We start from the raw sequence: 17,848 nt of genomic DNA, 5'->3' as shown, positions 1-17,848 counted from the left end.
CGATGAGGTCCCAGGAAGACGCCCACCGCGCCGCCTACTTGGATGAGGCCAGGGAGCTCTTGGCCGACCTCGAGGCCTCGCTTCTGGAGCTCGAACGGACTCCGGAGGATGTCGATCTCCTGCACAAGATTTTCCGGGCCCTGCATACGGTCAAAGGCTCCGGGGCCATGTTCGGCTTTGACGATATCGCGGCGTTCACCCACGACGTGGAGTCGATCTTCGACCGAGTCCGCAACGGTTTTCTGGCCGTCGACCGCCGTCTGCTCGACCTCTCGCTCGGGGCCTGCGACCACCTCCGGTCCCTGCTGGAGCCGGTCGCCGGCCGCGAGGCGGAACTCGCCGCCGTCGGGGCCGACCTCCTTTCCGGATTCCGCGCCTTTGGCGGCGAGCCGGCGTCCGTCTCGGAAGCACACCCCGCAACCGACGCCGCGGTTGCGGCCATTTCGTCGGCCCCGGGCGTCCCCCGCATCTACCGGCTGCGCCTGCGGCCCCATGCCGCCATGCTGGCCACGGGCAACAATCCCCTGCACCTGCTCGGCGACCTCATGGCCCTTGGCGAATGCCGCTTCTACGCCCACACCGAGGACATCCCCGAGCTTTCCGCCCTTGTCCCCGAAACCTGCCTGGTCTGGTGGGACTGCGTCATTCGGACCGAGTCCGACCGGGCGGCCCTGGCCGACGTGTTCGTCTTCGTCGAGGATGACTGCGACCTCTCCATCGAGGTGCTCGATGACGGCTGCGCCCATGACGGCGAAGCGGTCCACCAACGGCTCGGGGAGATCCTTGTGGCCCGGGGGGACATCACCGCCGCCGAACTGGAGGCCGCCCTGTCCTCCCAGCGGCGTCTGGGCGACATTCTGGCCGGCGAGGGCCTGGTCAGTCCGCCCCGGGTGGCTTCGGCCCTGCTCGAACAAAGCGCCGTGCGGGAGCTGTGCCAGAAGACCCCGGACCGGGTGGAAAAGACGACCAGCATCCGGGTGGCTGCGGACAAGCTCGACGCCTTGGTCGATCTCGTCGGTGAACTGGTCATCGTCCAGGCCCAGATCCGCCAGGCGGTGGAGGAGCGGGGGGATCCGCTCTTGCGCGGGCTGGCCGAACACCTGGAGCGGCTCGGCGACAGCCTGCGCGATTCCACCCTGTCCATCCGCATGCTGCCGATCGGGGCCACCTTCGCCAAGTTCCGGCGGCTGGTGCGCGATCTGGCCACGGAACTCGGCAAGGAGATCGAGCTCGTGACGGTCGGCGAGGAGACCGAGCTCGACAAGACGGTCATCGAGCGGCTTGGCGACCCGCTCGTCCACCTGCTGCGAAACAGCATCGACCACGGTGTCGAATCCCCGGAGAAGCGGACGGCCGCAGGCAAGCCGGCCACCGGCGTCATCCGCCTCGCCGCCGAACACTGCGGTGGCGAGGTGGTCATCTCCGTGGCCGACGATGGCGCGGGCCTCGATTCCGCGGCCATCCGGGTCCGGGCCGAAGAGCGGGGTCTTATCCAGCCGGGCCTTGAGCTGACGACCAAGGAGCTTTACAATCTCATTTTCCTGCCCGGTTTCTCGACGGCCGGCGCGATCACGAACATCTCCGGCCGGGGCGTAGGCATGGACGTGGTCAAGCGGGCCATCGAAGCCCTGCGCGGCATCGTGGAGATCGATTCCGAACCAGGACAGGGCACCTCCATCACCGTGCGCCTGCCGCTCACCCTGGCCATCATCGACGGCCTGCAGGTGGAGGTGGGGGGGGAATACTATGTCGTCCCGCTGTCCCTGGTCGAGGAATGCCTGGAGATGGCGCGCGGCGGCGACGGCCCGGATACGACGATGCTCAACATGCGCGGCCAAGCCGTGCCGTGCCTGCGCCTGCGCGAGGTCTTCGACATTCCGGGCCGGGTGCCGGCCATCGAACCGATCGTGGTGGTGACGGTCGACGGGGCACAAGTGGGCTTGGCCGTGGACCGAGTGATCGGAGAGCACCAGACCGTGATCAAGGGCCTGGGGCCGCTTTACCGCGACATCGAGGAATTTTCCGGCGCCACCATCCGGGGCGACGGCCGCCTGGCCCTGATCCTCGACGTGGCTGCCCTGGTCCGGCGGGCGGCCGAGGCCGCCGAGGCGTCGTAGTTTTCGTTTCTTCGAAGCAATGACGGCGTCACGGCCCACCACCACGCCGCGCAAGGGGAGCAAGACATGGCCGAAATCCCGAGCAGCAACGACAACCAGTACCTCACCTTCACCCTGGAGCGTGAGCTTTTCGCCCTGGACATCGGCTCGGTGCGCGAGGTTCTGGAGCTTGTGAACATCACGCGGGTTCCTCGCACCCCCGACTACATCCGGGGCGTGATCAACCTGCGCGGCCGGGCCGTGCCGGTGGTGGACCTCAAGATGAAATTCGGCATGGGCGCGACCGAGAGGACCGTCAACACCTGCATCATCATCGTGGAAGTGGCGCTCGAAGGCGAGGCCACGGTCCTTGGCGCCCTGGCCGACTCGGTCCAGGAGGTCTACGAGATGGAGTCCTCGCAGATCGAGCCGGCCCCGCGCATGGGCACTCCGATCAAGGGCGATTTCATCCGGGGCATGGGCAAGGCCGGCGAGCAGTTCATCATCATCTTGGATATCAACAAGGTCTTCACCTCCCTGGAGCTGGCCGGTCTGGCCCAGAGCCTTGGCGAACCCACCGCAGAGACCGAGGAGGCCTAGTTCCCATGGCGCCAGTCGGCACCCCGGCCCGGGCAAGCGGCCTCATGGCCATGTCGGAAAAGGAATTCAAGCGGCTAAGCGAATTCGTCCATGCCGAAGTCGGCATCAAGCTGCCGCTATCCAAGAAAGTCATGGTCGAGGCCAGGCTGCAAAAGCGGTTGCGCACGCTTGGCATGCCCGGCTACCGCGACTACTACGACTATCTCTTCAGCCCCAAGGGGCTTGATGAGGAACTCGTCCATCTCATTGACGTCATCACCACCAACACCACGGAATTTTTCCGCGAACCGCGTCATTTCGAGATCATGAGCCAGGACACCCTGCCGGCCTGGCGGACCGCCCAGGGGGCAAGCCGCGCCTTCCGGCTGTGGAGCGCCGGCTGCTCGACCGGCGAGGAACCCTACACCCTGTCCATTGTGCTCTCGGAATTCGGCCTGCGCGCGCCCGGCTTCCGGTTCAAGATCATGGCCACGGACATCTCGACCCGGGTGCTGACCATGGCCCGCAACGGCGTCTATCCCGAGGAGCGGGTGGCCAAGATGCCGCTCGAACTCAAGCGCCGGTATTTTCTGCGCAGCAAGGACCGGGCGCGCAAACTCGTGCGCCTGATGCCGGAACTGCGCCAGACCATCGAATTCAAGCGTCTCAACTTCATGGAGCCGTTCGCTTTCCCGGAACCCATGGACACCATCTTCTGCCGCAACGTCATGATCTATTTCGATCGGACGACCCAGGAACAGCTTCTGAAGAAATTCTGCACCCAGCTGCGCCAGGGAGGATTTCTCTTCATCGGCCATTCCGAGAGCCTGACGGGCATGGATCTTCCCTTGCGCCAGCATGCGCCAACAGTATACAGAAAAGTATAATACCGGATGACGCCTGCATTTTGCCAACGAGGTCGCGAGTGAAAGATACCATCAAAGTGCTTGTCGTGGACGACTCCGCGCTGGTCCGCCAGACGTTGACGGACATCCTGTCGTCGGACCCCGAGATCGAGGTGATCGGCGCGGCCGCCGATCCCTATGCCGCGGTCAAACGCATGGAGACCCAGGCTCCGGACGTCATCACCCTCGATATCGAGATGCCGCGCATGGACGGGCTGACCTTTCTGCGCAAGATCATGACCCAGCATCCGATCCCGGTGGTCATCTGTTCGACCCTGACCGAGGCGGGTTCCGAAACCACGCTGCGGGCCATGGAGTACGGGGCCACGGACATCATCCTCAAGCCCAAGCTCGGCACGCGCCAGTTTCTGGAGGAGTCGCGCATCCGGGTGGTGGACGCGGTCAAGGCCGCGGCCCGGGCCAAGACGCGCAAGATGCTGCCCCCGTCGGCCATGAAGGTCGCGCCCAAACTCTCGGCCGACGCCATGCTTCCGGGGCCGACCGGCAAGGCCATGTTCCAGACCACGGAAAAAGTGGTGGCCGTCGGCGCGTCCACCGGCGGCACCGAGGCCTTGCGCGAGTTCCTGGAAGCCATGCCCCAGGACTGTCCGGGCATCGCCATTGTCCAGCACATGCCGGAAAAATTCACGGCCGCCTTTGCCAAGCGCCTGGACAGCATCTGCCGCATCACGGTCAAGGAGGCCGTCGACGGGGACACGATCCTGCGCGGCCAGGCGCTTATCGCCCCGGGCAACCTGCACATGCTTCTCAAGCGCAGCGGGGCGCGCTACTACGTGGAAGTCAAGGAAGGGCCGCTTGTGCGCCGCCACCGGCCGAGCGTGGACGTCCTTTTCCGCTCCGCCGCCCGGTATGCCGGCAAGAATGCCGTTGGCGTCATCATGACCGGCATGGGCGACGACGGCGCGTCGGGCATGCAGGAGATGCATGAGGCCGGGGCCTACACCATCGCCCAGGACGAGGCCTCCTGCGTGGTCTTCGGCATGCCCCAGGAAGCCATCAAGCTCGGCGGCGTGGACAAGATCATGCCCCTTTCCGGCATTGCCCACGAAGTGGTCCGGGCCTGCTCCGGCTAGCGTCCATGAAAAAGTACATACTTTTTCATGAATAAAAATCTAGGATGCTTGTTTTTATTAAAAAAAACTGCCGTATTTTTTAGAGGATTGCACCGCGAGAGGGGGGGCAGGCCAGCGCGCCCGAACGCCGGGGGAAAGGCCGGAGGTCCGGAAAAGGGTCTGGAAATATTCGAGCTTTCTCCCTATGATGCGCCTTTGCCGGAAGGCTTCGGGCGGTCCCCATCCGACGTCGCGCCACAGGGCTGGCTGCGGCGGGGAACCCTCTTTTTCCCGGCGTTTCGCAACTTCCCGGAAGGCATCCCCATGGACAAGGTATTGCTCGACTATGGCAGCGGCGGGCGGGCATCGCACCGCTTCGTCCAGGACCTCTTTTTCAAGCATCTCGGCAACGACATCCTGGCCCGCATGGACGATGCCGCCGTTTTGCATCTCAACGGCCCGGTCGCCATGAGCACGGATTCCTTCGTGGTCGACCCGATCTTTTTCCCGGGCGGCGACATCGGGTCCCTGGCCGTCCATGGCACGGTCAACGACGTGGCCATGATGGGGGCCCGGCCGCTCTACCTGACCTGCGGCTTCATCCTGGAAGAAGGCCTGCCCCTGGCCGATCTCGAACGCGTGGTCGCTTCCATGGGCCAGGCGGCGCGGGATGCCGGGGTGCGGATCGTGGCCGGCGACACCAAGGTGGTGCAGCGGGGCGCGGCGGACAAGATCTTCATCAACACCACGGGCGTGGGCGAGATCGTGGTCGATCCGGCTCCGGGCGGCAACCGGGCCCGGATCGGGGACGCGGTGCTGGTATCCGGGTCCATGGGCGACCACGGGCTGGCCATTCTCTCCACTCGGGAAGGCCTTTCCTTCGCCGCCCCGGTGGTCAGCGACAGCGCGGCCTTGTGGGGATTGGTGGAAAAGGTCCTGGCCGCGGCCGGCGATGTCCACGTCCTTCGCGACCCCACGCGCGGCGGCCTTGGCACGACCCTCAACGAGATCGCGGGCCAGTCGGCTGTCGGCATCGAGCTCGTCCAGGCCGACATTCCCATCGATCCGGCCGTGGCCGGCGGCTGTGCCGTGCTCGGCCTCGATCCGCTCTATCTCGCCAACGAGGGCAAGTGCATCTGCATCGTGCCGGGCGACAAGGCGTTGGCGACGCTCGAGGTTTTGCGGGCCGATCCGCTCGGCCGGGACGCGGCGGTCATCGGCCGGGTGGTGGCCGAGCATCCGGGCAAGGTGGCCATGGTCACGCCTCTTGGCGGCCGGCGGCTTCTCGGCATGCTCGAAGGCGAGCAGCTGCCGCGCATCTGCTAGGCCTTTGGCCTGCAAATCCTTTGTTGAAAAAGGCCGGCACTGACGGTACGGACGAAATGGGGTCGGATGCACGGCATCGTTTTTCAGACACGAGTTACGAAAGGGGGGCGCAATCATGAGTGTATGCGACGTGGTGATCATGGGGGCCATGGGGCGCATGGGCCAGACCCTGATCCGATTCGTCAGGACCGATCCGGATCTGCGTCTGGCCGGGGCTCTGGAGCGCAGCGGCTGCACGGCGGGGCTTGAGGGCCTTGATTGCGCCGTGGGCGACGACCTGGCGACCGTGCTCGCCAAGTGCCCGGGCGCGGTGGTGATCGATTTCACCTCTCCGGAAAGCACGGTGGCCGCGGCCGCGGTGGCCGCCCAAAGCGGCAATCCCATGGTCATCGGCACGACCGGCCTTTCCCCGGACCAGGTCCGGACCCTGGAAGCGGCGGCGGCCAGGACGCCGGTCTTTTTCGCCCCCAATATGAGCGTGGGCATAAGCGTCCTGCTGCAAGTCCTGCCGGAGCTCGTGCGCAAGCTCGGTCCGGACTACAACCTGGAGATCATGGAAATCCACCACAACCGGAAGGCCGATGCGCCAAGCGGCACGGCCATCAAGCTCGGCCAGTGCCTGGCCGCGGCCCGGGGAGCCGAATACGACGCGGTCAAGCGCCACTGCCGCGACGGCATCATCGGGCCGCGCCCGAGCGACGAGATCGGCGTGGCCGCCCTGCGCGGCGGCGACGTGGTCGGCGACCACACGGTCTATTTCTTCGGACCGGGCGAGCGGATCGAGGTCACCCACAGGGTGAACAACCGCGAGACCTTTGCCCAGGGGGCCCTGCGGGCGGCCAAGTGGGTGCGCGGGCAAAAGCCCGGCCGGCTCCTGGCCATGGCCGACATGGTGGCCTAGGAAACAAACGCTCCTTCCCGCCGCGGCGGGATTCCCGGCGGCCGGCTACGCGCCGGCCGCCAGCTTTTCCCCCATGGTCCGCAGCACGTCGTTCATGGCCCGTTCCATGGCCGCGAACGCCTCGCTGGCATGGGCCGCGTCATAGTCCTTGGCCGCCCGTTCCAGGTTGTGGCTGGCTTCCCGCAGGGCCGGGGCACACATGGTGGCCGAAGCCCCTTTGAGCGAATGGGCCATGAAGGCCAGCTGGTCGAAATCGGCCATGGCCAGGGCTTCGCGCATGGATTCCAGATTGATCGGCTGCTCGGCCACGAACGCCCCGAAAAGCTTCATGAGAAAGCCGGTATTGCCCCGGGCCTTGGCCAGGAGCTCGGTCCAATCGAGGAGACCATCCTCGCTGGCCGGGGCCGGATAGGGCGCGTTCCCTTCCGAAACCCCGCCACCGGCCGCAACCGTGTGTTCAGCCGCGGCCGCTCGCTCTTTCGCGGCCTCGTCGACAGCGGCACCGGCGGTCTTCCTCGCCTCCGCGTCGCCGACAGCCCGCATCAGGGCCGCTTCCAGTCCGGCCGGACTGACGGGCTTGCTCAGGTATTCGTTCATGCCGGCCCGCAGGAAGGTCTCCCGGTCGCCTTTGAGGGCGTGGGCGGTCAGGGCCACGATCGGAATGTTGGGATCGAAATCCCCGGTCTGGTCGGTCCGGATGGCCCGGGTGGCTTCCAGGCCGTCCATCTCCGGCATCTGGATGTCCATGAGGATGGCATCGAAATATTTGCGGCGCAGGGCCTCCAGGGCGCGCCGGCCGGTGTGGGCCACCACCACCTCGTGGCCGTCCATCTCCAGGAGTTCCTGCACGTAGAGCTGGTTTATGGGATTGTCCTCGGCCAGCAGGATGGAGAGGGGCCGGGGTTTTTTGTGCCCGTTTCCTGGAGCGTCCTCGGCGTCGTTCGTCCGTCCCTCGGGCAGGGCGAAGGTCAGGGTGAAGGAGAAAATGCTTCCCTGTCCCTCTTCGCTTTCCACGCTGTAAAGGCCTCCCTGCATCTCCACCAGGTGCCGCACGATGGCAAGCCCCAGCCCCGCTCCCTGGTAGCGGCGGGCGGCCGAGACGTCGGCCTGGGTGAAGCTGTCGAAAATGGCCTGGATCTTGTCCCGGGGAATGCCGATGCCCGTGTCGCGAACGGCCAGATGCAGTTGGGCCGCCTTTCTTTCCGACCCGTCGTCGGCCCGGGTGATGGTGAGGACCACGCTGCCGGCGTCCGTGAATTTGACGGCGTTGCCGACCAGGTTGATGAGGATCTGGCGCAGGCGGCTGGCGTCGCCGACCAGCACTTGCGGCACGGCGCCGATGAACTGGTAGCCGATGACCAGGTGCTTTTTCGCGGCCAACGGCCGGAAGACGCTTATGGTCTCTTCCACCGTGGCATAGAGGTCAAAGGGGGTCCTGGCCAGTTCGAGGGCCCCGACCTCGATGCGGGCATAGTCCACGATGTCGTTTAAGACCGTCAGCAGGGACTGGGCCGAATGCCGGGCCATCTCCAGGTATTCCCGTTGTTTTTCCGTCAGCTTGGTGGCGAGCGTCAGCTCGGTCATGCCGAGGATGCCGATCATGGGCGTGCGGATCTCATGAGTGATGTTGGCCAGGAAATGGCTTTTGGCCCGCTCGCCGGCCTTGGCGGCCTCGCGGGCGGCGGCCAGTTCGGCCAGGACCGCCCGGTGTTCGGTCACGTCGCGAAGGACCACCCGGGTGAGCGGCAGGCCGGATTCGTGCAGGCTCTCCCGACGCAGGAGCGCCACGCGGCCTGTGGCGGCAAGGGTCACCTCGGCCTGCCCGTCGCACATCACCGGAATGCCGAAGGGGAGTCCGGTCAATTGGTTGGCCGGGCTGCCGAGGAGGGGGGCGGCCGCGGGCGTGGCGTGCAGGATGATGCCATCCTTGTCGAGCAGGAGCAGGGCATCCCCGGAAAGACAACCGATGGCGTCGGTTTCGCGGATCAGGTCTTCGAGCATGGCGGCGTTACCCTTTGATGCAGGCCAGGGGGCGAAGCCTGGCGGTTTTGGCTGCCAACCCCAGGGCATGGGTGGTCTGTGCCACTTCCTCGATATCCTTGTAGGCGCCGGGAGCCTCTTCGGCCACGCCCCGCAGGGTGTGGGTCCGGATGGTGATGCCCTGGCCGGCCAGGGCGGCGACGACGCCTTTTGCCGAGAAGCGCTTGGCCGCCTGTTTGCGGCTCATGGCCCGGCCGGCGCCGTGGCAGGCCGAGGCGAAGGACAGGGCCTCGGAAGCCTCGGTTCCGGACAGCACGTACGAGCTCGTGCCCATGCTGCCCCCGACGATGACCGGCTGGCCCACCTCACGAAACGTTTCGGGCAGGTCGGGATGGCCAGGGCCGAGGGCCCGGGTGGCCCCTTTGCGGTGGACATGGAGGGTCTTGACGCTTTTCCCCACGGCGTGGCGTTCGACCTTGCAGGTGTTGTGGGACACGTCGTAGAGCAGGGCCAGCCGGCAGCCGGGAAAAAGCGCGGCAAAAACCTCGCGCACGAGGTGGGTGATGATCTGCCGGCCGGCCAGGGCGCAGTTGATGGCGGCCCGCATGGCCCCGAGATACCGGACCCCGGCCGGAGACTCGATGGGGGCGAAGGCCAGTTCCGGGTCGGCCACGGTGAGGCCGTGCCCGGGCGCGGCGGCCAGCATGGCCGCCATGTGTTCGGTGGCCACTTGATGCCCGAGCCCGCGCGAACCGCAGTGGATGGAAACCACAACCTGGCCCGGGCGCAAGCCGTAGGCCGAGGCGGTCCGGGAATCGAAAATTTTTTCCACGTGCTGCACTTCGAGATAGTGGTTGCCGGACCCGAGCGTGCCGAGTTCGTCGCGCTGGCGCTCCCGGGCCTTGGCCGAGACCCCGGCCGGATCGGCTCCGGGCATGGTCCCGCCTTCCTCGCAACGCGGCAGGTCCCCGGTCTGGCCAAACCCCTCGCGCACGGCCCAGGCCGCGCCGCCGGCAAGCATCCGGTCCATGTCCCGATCCGAGAGACGCAGTCGTCCTCCGGCTCCGAGTCCGGCCGGCACCGCGTCGTAGAGCCGGTCGGCCAGGCTTTCCCGGACCGGTTCCACGTCTTCCCGGTCCAGGTCGGACACCAGCGTTCGCACGCCGCAGCCGATGTCGAAGCCCACACCCCCGGCGCTGACCACGCCCCCGGCCCGGGCGTCGAAGGCGGCCACGCAGCCGATGGGGAAGCCATACCCCGTGTGGGCGTCCGGCATGGCCAGGGCCTGGCCGGCGATGCCGGGCAGGGAGGCCACGTTTCGCAGTTGGGCGAAGACCCCGTCCTCCATGGCCGCGAGGGCCGCTTCCGTGCCGAAAAGCATGGCCGGCACCCGCATGGAACCCGTTTGCGGCATCTCCCAGACAAGCGCCTCTCGGCGTCGCACGTCGTGCCGTCCCATCAGACGCCCCTCGTTGAAATGGCTGTCCCGGCTCCCTGGCCGAAAAACCAGTATTCTGTAACGTTAGTTCATGGAGCGCGGCTTTTGTCAAGGTCTCCGACGGGCGGCCGGGCACCCTTGGCGCGGGGCGACCCTATGGGGCCGGCCAGCCGGTTCCACCGGAAAGCCTATCGGTCGTCGTCGGGAACGAAGGCCGCGCACATGGCCGCGACCGTGGCCGCGTTGCCCTCTGGCGTCAGGTGCGAATCGGTCGGCCAATAGAGGCGCCCGGCGTCGGGGTCATTCATGAACGCCGGTTCCATGTCCAGGGTTTCGATGCCGGCGTCGGACAACATGCCGAGGAGAAGGCCGGCCAGGGCGTTGAGGTTTCGGACTTCGTCCCAGGATTTGCGGGCGAATTCCGAGCGGCGGTCAACGGCCGCGAAATCGATGCGCGGGAAAACGACCTGCAAGGCGGTCGGCAGGAGGACCACCCGGAGGCGCAGGTGCCGGCTTTCGGCCAGGCGGCGCAGATCGGCCAATACCGCCGCGACCGACTCCTCCTCGGCCGGCCCGAACCAGGCAGTGTCGGCAAAGGACCGGTAGAAGGGATGGAAGGCAAAGGGGAGGCCCTTTTGCGTGGGCACGGTCAGGGGCACGGGAAAATAGCCGTGGGTATCGACCGTGGGCGTCGGCCCGGCGGCCAAGGCCTGCCCCGCGCCCTGGTCGGCGTCACGCAGAAACCGGCTAAGCCGCCACAGGGTGCGCAGCTTCACATGCCGCCAGACGCCGAGGCGTTCCTCGGCCAGACGGTCCCGGTAGACGAAGAGGTCCGCGGCCGTGTCATTGCCGACGTAGAGGAGAACGAAGACGTCCCTGCCCCCGAAATGCCCCGGGGCCCCGGGCGGCGTCTCCACGGTCAGGCGGCGCAGGATGTCGCGGTACTGCGGCAGGCCGTAGCCGTTTTTGCAGGCCGCGTACACGGGCTGGCCGGTGGCTTTTTCATACAGGGCCGGGATGCTCCGGGCCGAGCCCGAGCCCGCGCCGTAGCAGAAGGAATCCCCGATAAAAAGGACGTCCGCCTCGCGCGGCATCCGTCCGTTCCACCAGCCGAGAGGATCGGTCGCGGCAACGGTCAGGCCCGGCGGGTCGGGCAGGGCGATGCCGTAGGCCCGGTAGGCGTCGTCGGCCGTGCCGGACCGGGGGGGCTGGTTCGGCTCGTTGACATAGCCGTGCAGCCACTGCCGGTAGAGGGGGTTGGTCGTCGGGTCGAAGACGCCGTAAGAATAGAGCAGCTCCCGCTGCTTGTCGGAAAAGAGGGGGGCATGGGGCAGCCCATGGTAGATACCGGCGTCGAGCCCGGCCAGGGCCAGGTACAGGACCGTCGCGAGACAAGCGGCGCAGACGGGCCGTCGCCAGTGACAGCGGGAAACGAAAGCGGGGAGGGTGATGCGCATACGACTCGATCAGGGGGAGTTCGTTGGGGCCTGCGAACGGGAAAAAGTGGCCGGTGGGACCTTGGCCAGACGTCCGCAACCGGACCGGTCACGGACGCCTGGAATGCCTGGGGAAGACGGAAGGAACGCGGGCCATCCTGCCGGTTTTTTTTAGATGCTGTAGAGCTTTTCCCCGGGGATGATGGGGATGTTGTTTTTCTGCAACAGTTCGATGGCCTGGTCGGTGCGGTCGAAGCGGACGATGATGACGGCCGATTTTTCGCACTGGTGGACGAAGGCGTACATGTATTCGACGTTGATGCCGCCGGCGCACAAGAGCTTCAGAATGGAGTGCAGACCGCCCGGCGCGTCCGGCACTTCCACGGCCACCACGGCGTTACGGCCGACGGTGAAGCCGTTTTCCTTAAGTGCGACCTTGGCTTTCTCGTGGTCGCTGACGATCAGGCGCAGGATGCCGAAATCCGAGGTGTCGGCCAGGGACAGGGCCCGGATGCTGATGCCGGCCTCGGCCAGGACGCGGGTCACTTCTTCCAGGCGACCGGAGCGGTTTTCCAGGAAGATGGAAATCTGTTCGGCTTTCATGGCTGTTCCTTCGCGTGGCGGTTTTTTGCCGTTAGACGTGGCGCAGGTCCACGATGCGTTTGGCCTTGCCTTCCGAGCGCTGGATGGCCCGGGGCTCGACCAGCTTGACCAGGGCGGTGACGCCCAGAAACTCCTTGATGTTCTTTTGGATCTTGCCTTCCAGGCGCTGGAGCTTTCTAATCTCGTCGGAAAAGAGCTTTTCGTCCACTTCCACCTGCACGGTGAGTGTATCGAGGTTGCCCTCGCGTTCGACCACCAGTTGGTAGTGGGGGGTCAGCCCCTCGGTTTCAAGCAGGATGCTCTCGATCTGGGACGGGAAGACATTGACCCCGCGGATGATCAGCATATCGTCGCTTCTGCCCTGGACGCGCACCATGCGGGCGAAGGTGCGGCCGCATTTGCAGGGCGTGTATTCGAGCCGGGTGACGTCCCGGGTGCGGTAGCGGATGAGCGGCTGGGCTTCCTTGGTCAGCGTGGTGATGACTAGCTCGCCGACCTCGCCCGGCCCCACGGGCTCCTTGGTTTCGGGATCGATCACCTCGAACAGGAAATGGTCTTCCTGGAGGTGGGCCCCGTGCTGGGCCTCGACGCACTCGATGCCGACCCCGGGTCCCATGATCTCGGACAGGCCGTAGATGTCGATGGCCTTGATGCCCATCTTGGCCTCGATGTCCCGGCGCATCTCGTCGGACCAGGGTTCGGCCCCAAAGACGCCGATGCGAAGGGGCAGGTCCTTGAAGTCGATGCCGGCCTCGAGGGCGGTCTCATACAGGACCAGGCTGTAGGACGGGGTGCAGCAAAGGACCGTGGCGCCGAAATCGCGCAGCAGCATGGCTTGCCGCCGGGTGCCGCCGCCCGAGACCGGGATGGTGGTCGCACCCAGGCGCTCGGCTCCGTAGTGTGCCCCAAGCCCGCCGGTGAAAAGGCCGTAGCCGTAGGCCACATGGATGATGTCGCGCCGGCCGGCCCCGGCCGCAGTCAGGGACCGGGCCATCATGGTGGCCCAGTTGTTGACGTCGCGCTGGGTGTAGCCGGACACGGTCGCCTTGCCCGTGGTGCCGGAAGAGGCGTGGATGCGCACCACGTTGTCTTTCGGCACGGCGAAAAGACCGAACGGATAGTGGTTGCGCAGATCCTGTTTCTCGGTAAACGGAAGATAGCGCACGTCGGCCAGGCTTTTGATGTCGGCCGGCTTGACCCCGGCCTCGTCAAAGGCGCGCCGGTAGAAGGCCACGTTGGCGTAAACCCGTTCGCACAGCGTTTTGAGGCGCTTGAGCTGCAGCGCCTCCAGGTCTTCCCTGGGCAGGGTTTCGATGTCCATATCGAAAATCATGCGGCTTCCTCCCAATAGCGTCGTGGCGCGTCCAATGGCGATACCTGCCCGAAAGCCGCCCGGGGCGTCAAGAGAGGACTGGGAAAAAACGGAAATCCCGATCCCGGCATTTGCGGGGCCGGGCCAAATCGGATACTGCACCCCTGTTTCCCCGTGTTTGGGAAACGCACCTGCATTCTGGAGAGACGATGCCCGAAAAAAAATCCGACAAGAACCTGTCCGCCAGGGACAAGGCCGTCATAGTCGCTTCCTGGCTGGCCGAGAAAAAGGCCAAGGACATCCTGGCCATTGAAGTCGCCCCGTTAAACCCCGTCTGCGACGCCATGATCCTGGCCTCGGCCGTGAGCCTCAGGCAGGCCAAGGCCCTGGCCGATCACGTCCTTTTGCGCAGCGGCGAGGAGGGGTTTTCCTACCTCGGCATGGAAGGCTACGGCAACGGCCAGTGGATCCTGCTCGACTTGAACGACGTCATGGTCCACATCTTCCAGGAAGACCTGCGGCCGTTTTACAACCTCGAAGGCCTGTGGTCCGAGGGCAAACGCATTCCTCTGCCGGCCCTGCCGAAGCCGGAGAAACGGTCCGAACCCGAACCCGATACGAGCGCTGAATGAAGCCCGCGCCTACACTGCTTCTGATCCTGGACGGCTGGGGGCTGGCGCCGGCCGGACCCGGCAATGCCGTGGCCCAGGCGAAAACACCGGCCCTCGATCGCCTCCTGGCCGAATACCCCGCAACGACCCTGGCCTGCTCGGGCCGGGCGGTCGGCCTGCCGGACGGGTTCATGGGCAACTCCGAAGTCGGGCACATGAACATCGGCGCCGGCCGGGTCGTCTACCAGGACATGACCCGCATCGACATGGCCGTGGAAGACGGCAGCCTGGCGGACAACCCGGTCCTGGCCGACCTGGCCCGGGCCTCGCTCGCCGCCGGCGGCCGCGTCCACCTCATGGGCCTTGTCTCCGACGGCGGGGTGCACAGCCATGTGCATCACCTGAAAGCCCTGGTCGCGGCCCTTGCCGCCCTTGGCCAGAGAGACATCTGCATCCATGCCCTGCTCGACGGCCGCGACACCCCGCCCCAAAGCGGGGCGGACCATGTCGGGAACCTGGACCGCTACCTGCGGGATACGGGTGTTGGCCGCATCGTTTCCCTGATCGGTCGGTTTTACGCCATGGACCGGGACAAGCGGTGGGAGCGGGTGGCCGAGGCCTACGCCGCCCTGACGGAAGGGAAGGGCGAGCCCTTTTCCGATCCGGTCGCCGCCGTGGCCGCGGCCTATGCCGTGGGCCAGACGGACGAGTTCGTGAGGCCCCGGGTGCTGGCCGGCGGGGACGGGGCCATCCGCGACGGCGACGCCGTCTTTTTTTTCAACTTCCGGGCCGACCGGGCACGGGAGATCACCAGCGCGCTCACCCGTGACGATTTCGACGGCTTCCCTCGCGGGATCCGGCCGAAGCTCTCCGGGTTCGCCACCATGACCGAATACGACGGCACCTTCGGCCTGCCCGTGGCCTTTGGCCCGGTGGCCGTCACCGACGTCCTCGGCGAGGTCTACTCCCGGGCCGGGCTGACCCAGCTCAGGCTGGCCGAGACCGAAAAATACGCCCATGTCACCTATTTCCTGAACTGCGGCCGGGAAGAGCCGTTTCCGGGCGAGGAGCGCCGGCTGGTGCCGTCGCCCCGCGACGTGGCCACCTACGATCTCAAGCCCGGGATGAGCGCGGTCGGCGTCACGGACATGTTTTTGCGCGAAATGGACAAGGGCTATTCCCTGGCCGTGATGAACCTCGCCAACTGCGACATGGTCGGGCACACGGGCGTGCTGGCGGCGGCCATTGCGGCCGTCGAGACCGTGGACGCCTGCGTGGACCGGATCGTTTCCGCCTCGGTTGCGGCCGGCTGGCGGGTGCTTGTCACCGCCGACCACGGCAACGTCGAGGAAATGATCGCCCCAGGCGGCGGTCCCATGACCGCCCACACCCTGAACCCGGTGCGGCTGATTCTGGTCGATCCCGGCCGCAAGGACGCACGGCTGGCCCCGGGCAAGCTCGGCGACATCGCGCCCACGTTGCTCACCCTGGCCGGGCTGCCCGTGCCCGAAGCCATGACCGGGACCTGTCTGGTCGAAACGTCCGGGGAGGCGGCGGCATGAGCGGCGAACAGCGAAAACCGCTCACCCCGGCCAAGCCGGTGGGCGTGGAACTGGTGTTTCTCTATCCGTGCCCGTTCTGCCAGCGCGAGGTGCCGGTGGTGGCGCCGACAAAGCCCACCATGATCGCCTGCGACGCCTGCCGCGGCCGGTTTCCCATCGTGCCGGTGGACGACCGCTCGGTCCGGTTCGTGAAACTGATGCTGGCAGGCGGCAAGGCGGCCGTGGACCCGGATTTCCTCTAGGCCCAAGCCGGGGGCGGCCCCGGGTCGCGCCACCGCTCTTTTCCCTCAAATCGTCGTCGGATCTGGACGACGGCCCCCCTTTTGGTCACTATGCTCGCGGCTCTCTCCAAGGAGGATACCCCATGGCCGTCAGTCCCCTGGCCGGCAAACCGGCTCCGCGCTCGCTCCTCGTCAACGTGCCCCGGCTGGTCGCGTCCTACTATTCCATCAAGCCCGATCCGGCCGAGCCCGTCTGCCGGGTCTCGTTCGGCACCTCGGGCCATCGGGGAACGTCCTTTGACGGGTCGTTCAACGAGGACCACATCCTGGCCACCACCCAGGCCATCTGCGACTACCGGGCCGGGCAGGGCATCTCCGGGCCGCTCTATCTCGGCATGGACACCCACGCCCTGTCCGAGCCGGCCTTCATGACGGCGCTGGAGGTCCTGGCCGCCAACGACGTGGCCACCCGCATCCAGACCGGCCGGGGCTACACCCCGACCCCGGTGGTCTCCCACGCCATCCTGACCTTCAACCGCGACCACAAGAATGTCACGGCCGACGGCATCGTGATCACGCCCTCGCACAACCCCCCGGAGGACGGCGGATTCAAGTACAATCCCCCGTCCGGGGGCCCGGCCGACACCGACATCACCAACACCGTCCAACAGATGGCCAACGCCTACCTGGAAAAAAAGCTGGCCGGCGTCAGACGCCTGCCTTTTGCCGCCGCCCTTCGGGCCGCGACCACCGAAGCGTACGACTACGTGACCCCGTATGTGGCCGATCTGGCCAACATCGTGGACATGCAGGTCATCCGGGATTCCAAGATCCGCATCGGCGTGGACCCGCTCGGCGGATCGGGCATCGGGTTCTGGCAGCCCATGGTCGAGCGCTACGGGCTCAACCTTTCCCTGGTCAGCGATGTGGTGGACCCGACCTTTTCCTTCATGACCGTGGACAAGGACGGCAAGATCCGCATGGACTGCTCCTCGCCCTACGCCATGGCCCGCCTGATCGAACACCGCGACGCCTACGACATCGCCTTTGGCAACGACCCGGACTACGACCGGCACGGCATCGTCACCCGCTCGGCCGGACTCCTCAATCCCAACAGCTACCTTTCCGTGGCCATCCACTACCTTTTCACCACCCGGCCCGAGTGGCGCGCCGACGCGGCCGTGGGCAAGACCGTGGTCTCGAGCGCCATGATCGACCGGGTGGCCGCCTCCCTCGGCCGGCGCCTGTGCGAGGTGCCGGTCGGATTCAAGTGGTTCGTGTCCGGGCTGGTGGACGGCTCCTTCGGCTTTGGCGGCGAGGAGAGCGCCGGCGCGTCGTTCCTGCGCAAGGACGGCACGGTCTGGACGACCGACAAGGACGGCATCATCATGGACCTGCTCGCGGCCGAGATCACGGCCAAAACCGGCAAGGATCCGGCCGCCCACTACGCCGATCTCACCGCCCGCTTCGGCCAGCCAGTCTACGAACGCCTGGACGCTCCGGCCACCAAGGCCCAAAAGGCGGCACTGGGCAAGCTTTCGCCCGAAATGGTCACGGCCACGTCCCTGGCCGGCGAGGCCATCACGGCCAAGCTCACCCATGCCCCGGGCAACGGCGCGGCCATCGGCGGCCTCAAGGTCGTGACCGAGAACGGCTGGTTCGCGGCCCGGCCCTCGGGCACCGAGGACGTTTACAAGATCTACGCCGAAAGCTTCAACGGCCGGGACCATTTGCAGGCCCTGCAAGCCGAGGCCAAAGAGATCGTGGACGCCGCCTTCAAGGCGGCGGGGGTGTAGAAGGTGTAG

At 66.5% G+C, this 17,848-nt stretch carries 15 protein-coding genes; 10 read left to right on the top strand and 5 right to left on the bottom strand.

The window, feature by feature from the left end; all coding sequences use genetic code 11:
- Positions 1–2: 2 nt before the first annotated feature.
- The 6 genes from DFW101_RS04125 to dapB all read left to right on the top strand — a co-directional run bounded on the left by DFW101_RS04125 (position 3) and on the right by dapB (position 6,880).
- Entirely contained in the window at positions 3–2,117 is a 2,115-nt protein-coding gene (locus DFW101_RS04125) for a chemotaxis protein CheA (RefSeq protein WP_009180265.1), read from the top strand.
- Positions 2,118–2,183: 66 nt separating this feature from the next.
- Positions 2,184–2,696: a chemotaxis protein CheW gene (locus DFW101_RS04120; protein WP_009180264.1), complete on the top strand. Its 513-nt coding sequence runs from the start codon at positions 2,184–2,186 to the stop codon at positions 2,694–2,696.
- Positions 2,697–2,701: 5 nt separating this feature from the next.
- Entirely contained in the window at positions 2,702–3,562 is an 861-nt protein-coding gene (locus DFW101_RS04115) for a CheR family methyltransferase (protein ID WP_009180263.1), read from the top strand.
- Positions 3,563–3,600: 38 nt separating this feature from the next.
- Positions 3,601–4,674: a protein-glutamate methylesterase/protein-glutamine glutaminase gene (locus DFW101_RS04110; protein WP_009180262.1), complete on the top strand. Its 1,074-nt coding sequence runs from the start codon at positions 3,601–3,603 to the stop codon at positions 4,672–4,674.
- Between the two features lie 303 nt (positions 4,675–4,977).
- The gene (gene hypE, locus DFW101_RS04105) at positions 4,978–5,979 is read left to right on the top strand and encodes a hydrogenase expression/formation protein HypE (RefSeq protein WP_009180261.1); all 1,002 of its coding nucleotides are present in this window, start codon (positions 4,978–4,980) and stop codon (positions 5,977–5,979) included.
- Between the two features lie 115 nt (positions 5,980–6,094).
- On the top strand, positions 6,095–6,880 hold the full coding sequence (dapB, locus tag DFW101_RS04100) for a 4-hydroxy-tetrahydrodipicolinate reductase (RefSeq protein WP_009180260.1): 786 nt from the start codon (positions 6,095–6,097) through the stop codon (positions 6,878–6,880).
- 45 nt (positions 6,881–6,925) lie between these two features.
- Here dapB and DFW101_RS04095 read toward each other — a convergent pair whose 3' ends face one another.
- The 5 genes from DFW101_RS04095 to DFW101_RS04075 form a co-directional block, all read right to left on the bottom strand.
- Positions 6,926–8,881, bottom strand: coding sequence for an ATP-binding protein (locus DFW101_RS04095; RefSeq protein WP_009180259.1), 1,956 nt, complete (start codon positions 8,879–8,881; stop codon positions 6,926–6,928).
- 7 nt (positions 8,882–8,888) lie between these two features.
- Positions 8,889–10,319, bottom strand: a complete 1,431-nt coding sequence (locus tag DFW101_RS04090) for an RtcB family protein (RefSeq protein ID WP_009180258.1) — start codon at positions 10,317–10,319, stop codon at positions 8,889–8,891.
- 167 nt (positions 10,320–10,486) lie between these two features.
- Positions 10,487–11,755, bottom strand: a complete 1,269-nt coding sequence (locus DFW101_RS04085; RefSeq protein WP_009180257.1) for an alginate O-acetyltransferase AlgX-related protein — start codon at positions 11,753–11,755, stop codon at positions 10,487–10,489.
- Positions 11,756–11,905: 150 nt separating this feature from the next.
- Positions 11,906–12,337, bottom strand: a complete 432-nt coding sequence (locus tag DFW101_RS04080) for an ACT domain-containing protein (protein ID WP_009180256.1) — start codon at positions 12,335–12,337, stop codon at positions 11,906–11,908.
- A gap of 31 nt (positions 12,338–12,368) precedes the next feature.
- Positions 12,369–13,670 (bottom strand): phenylacetate--CoA ligase family protein, encoded by a 1,302-nt coding sequence (locus DFW101_RS04075; RefSeq protein ID WP_009180255.1) that lies wholly within the window; start codon positions 13,668–13,670, stop codon positions 12,369–12,371.
- 188 nt (positions 13,671–13,858) lie between these two features.
- On the opposite strand from DFW101_RS04075, the gene rsfS reads away from it, so the two are divergent.
- From rsfS to pgm, 4 genes are all read left to right on the top strand, one after another.
- Positions 13,859–14,281: a ribosome silencing factor gene (rsfS, locus tag DFW101_RS04070; protein WP_009180254.1), complete on the top strand. Its 423-nt coding sequence runs from the start codon at positions 13,859–13,861 to the stop codon at positions 14,279–14,281.
- Entirely contained in the window at positions 14,278–15,822 is a 1,545-nt protein-coding gene (gene gpmI, locus DFW101_RS04065) for a 2,3-bisphosphoglycerate-independent phosphoglycerate mutase (RefSeq protein ID WP_009180253.1), read from the top strand. The genes rsfS and gpmI overlap by 4 nt, the downstream gene beginning before the upstream one ends.
- Positions 15,819–16,064 (top strand): hypothetical protein, encoded by a 246-nt coding sequence (locus DFW101_RS04060; protein WP_009180252.1) that lies wholly within the window; start codon positions 15,819–15,821, stop codon positions 16,062–16,064. The genes gpmI and DFW101_RS04060 overlap by 4 nt, the downstream gene beginning before the upstream one ends.
- 122 nt (positions 16,065–16,186) lie before the next feature.
- Positions 16,187–17,839: a phosphoglucomutase (alpha-D-glucose-1,6-bisphosphate-dependent) gene (gene pgm, locus DFW101_RS04055; RefSeq protein ID WP_009180251.1), complete on the top strand. Its 1,653-nt coding sequence runs from the start codon at positions 16,187–16,189 to the stop codon at positions 17,837–17,839.
- Positions 17,840–17,848 lie beyond the last annotated feature (9 nt).

Source organism: Solidesulfovibrio carbinoliphilus subsp. oakridgensis (genome assembly GCF_000177215.2).
In the GTDB taxonomy this organism is placed as follows: Bacteria; Desulfobacterota; Desulfovibrionia; order Desulfovibrionales; family Desulfovibrionaceae; genus Solidesulfovibrio; species Solidesulfovibrio carbinoliphilus.
The sequence above is the reverse complement of the archived record's forward strand: the minus strand, read 5'-3'. Positions and strand labels throughout refer to the sequence as shown.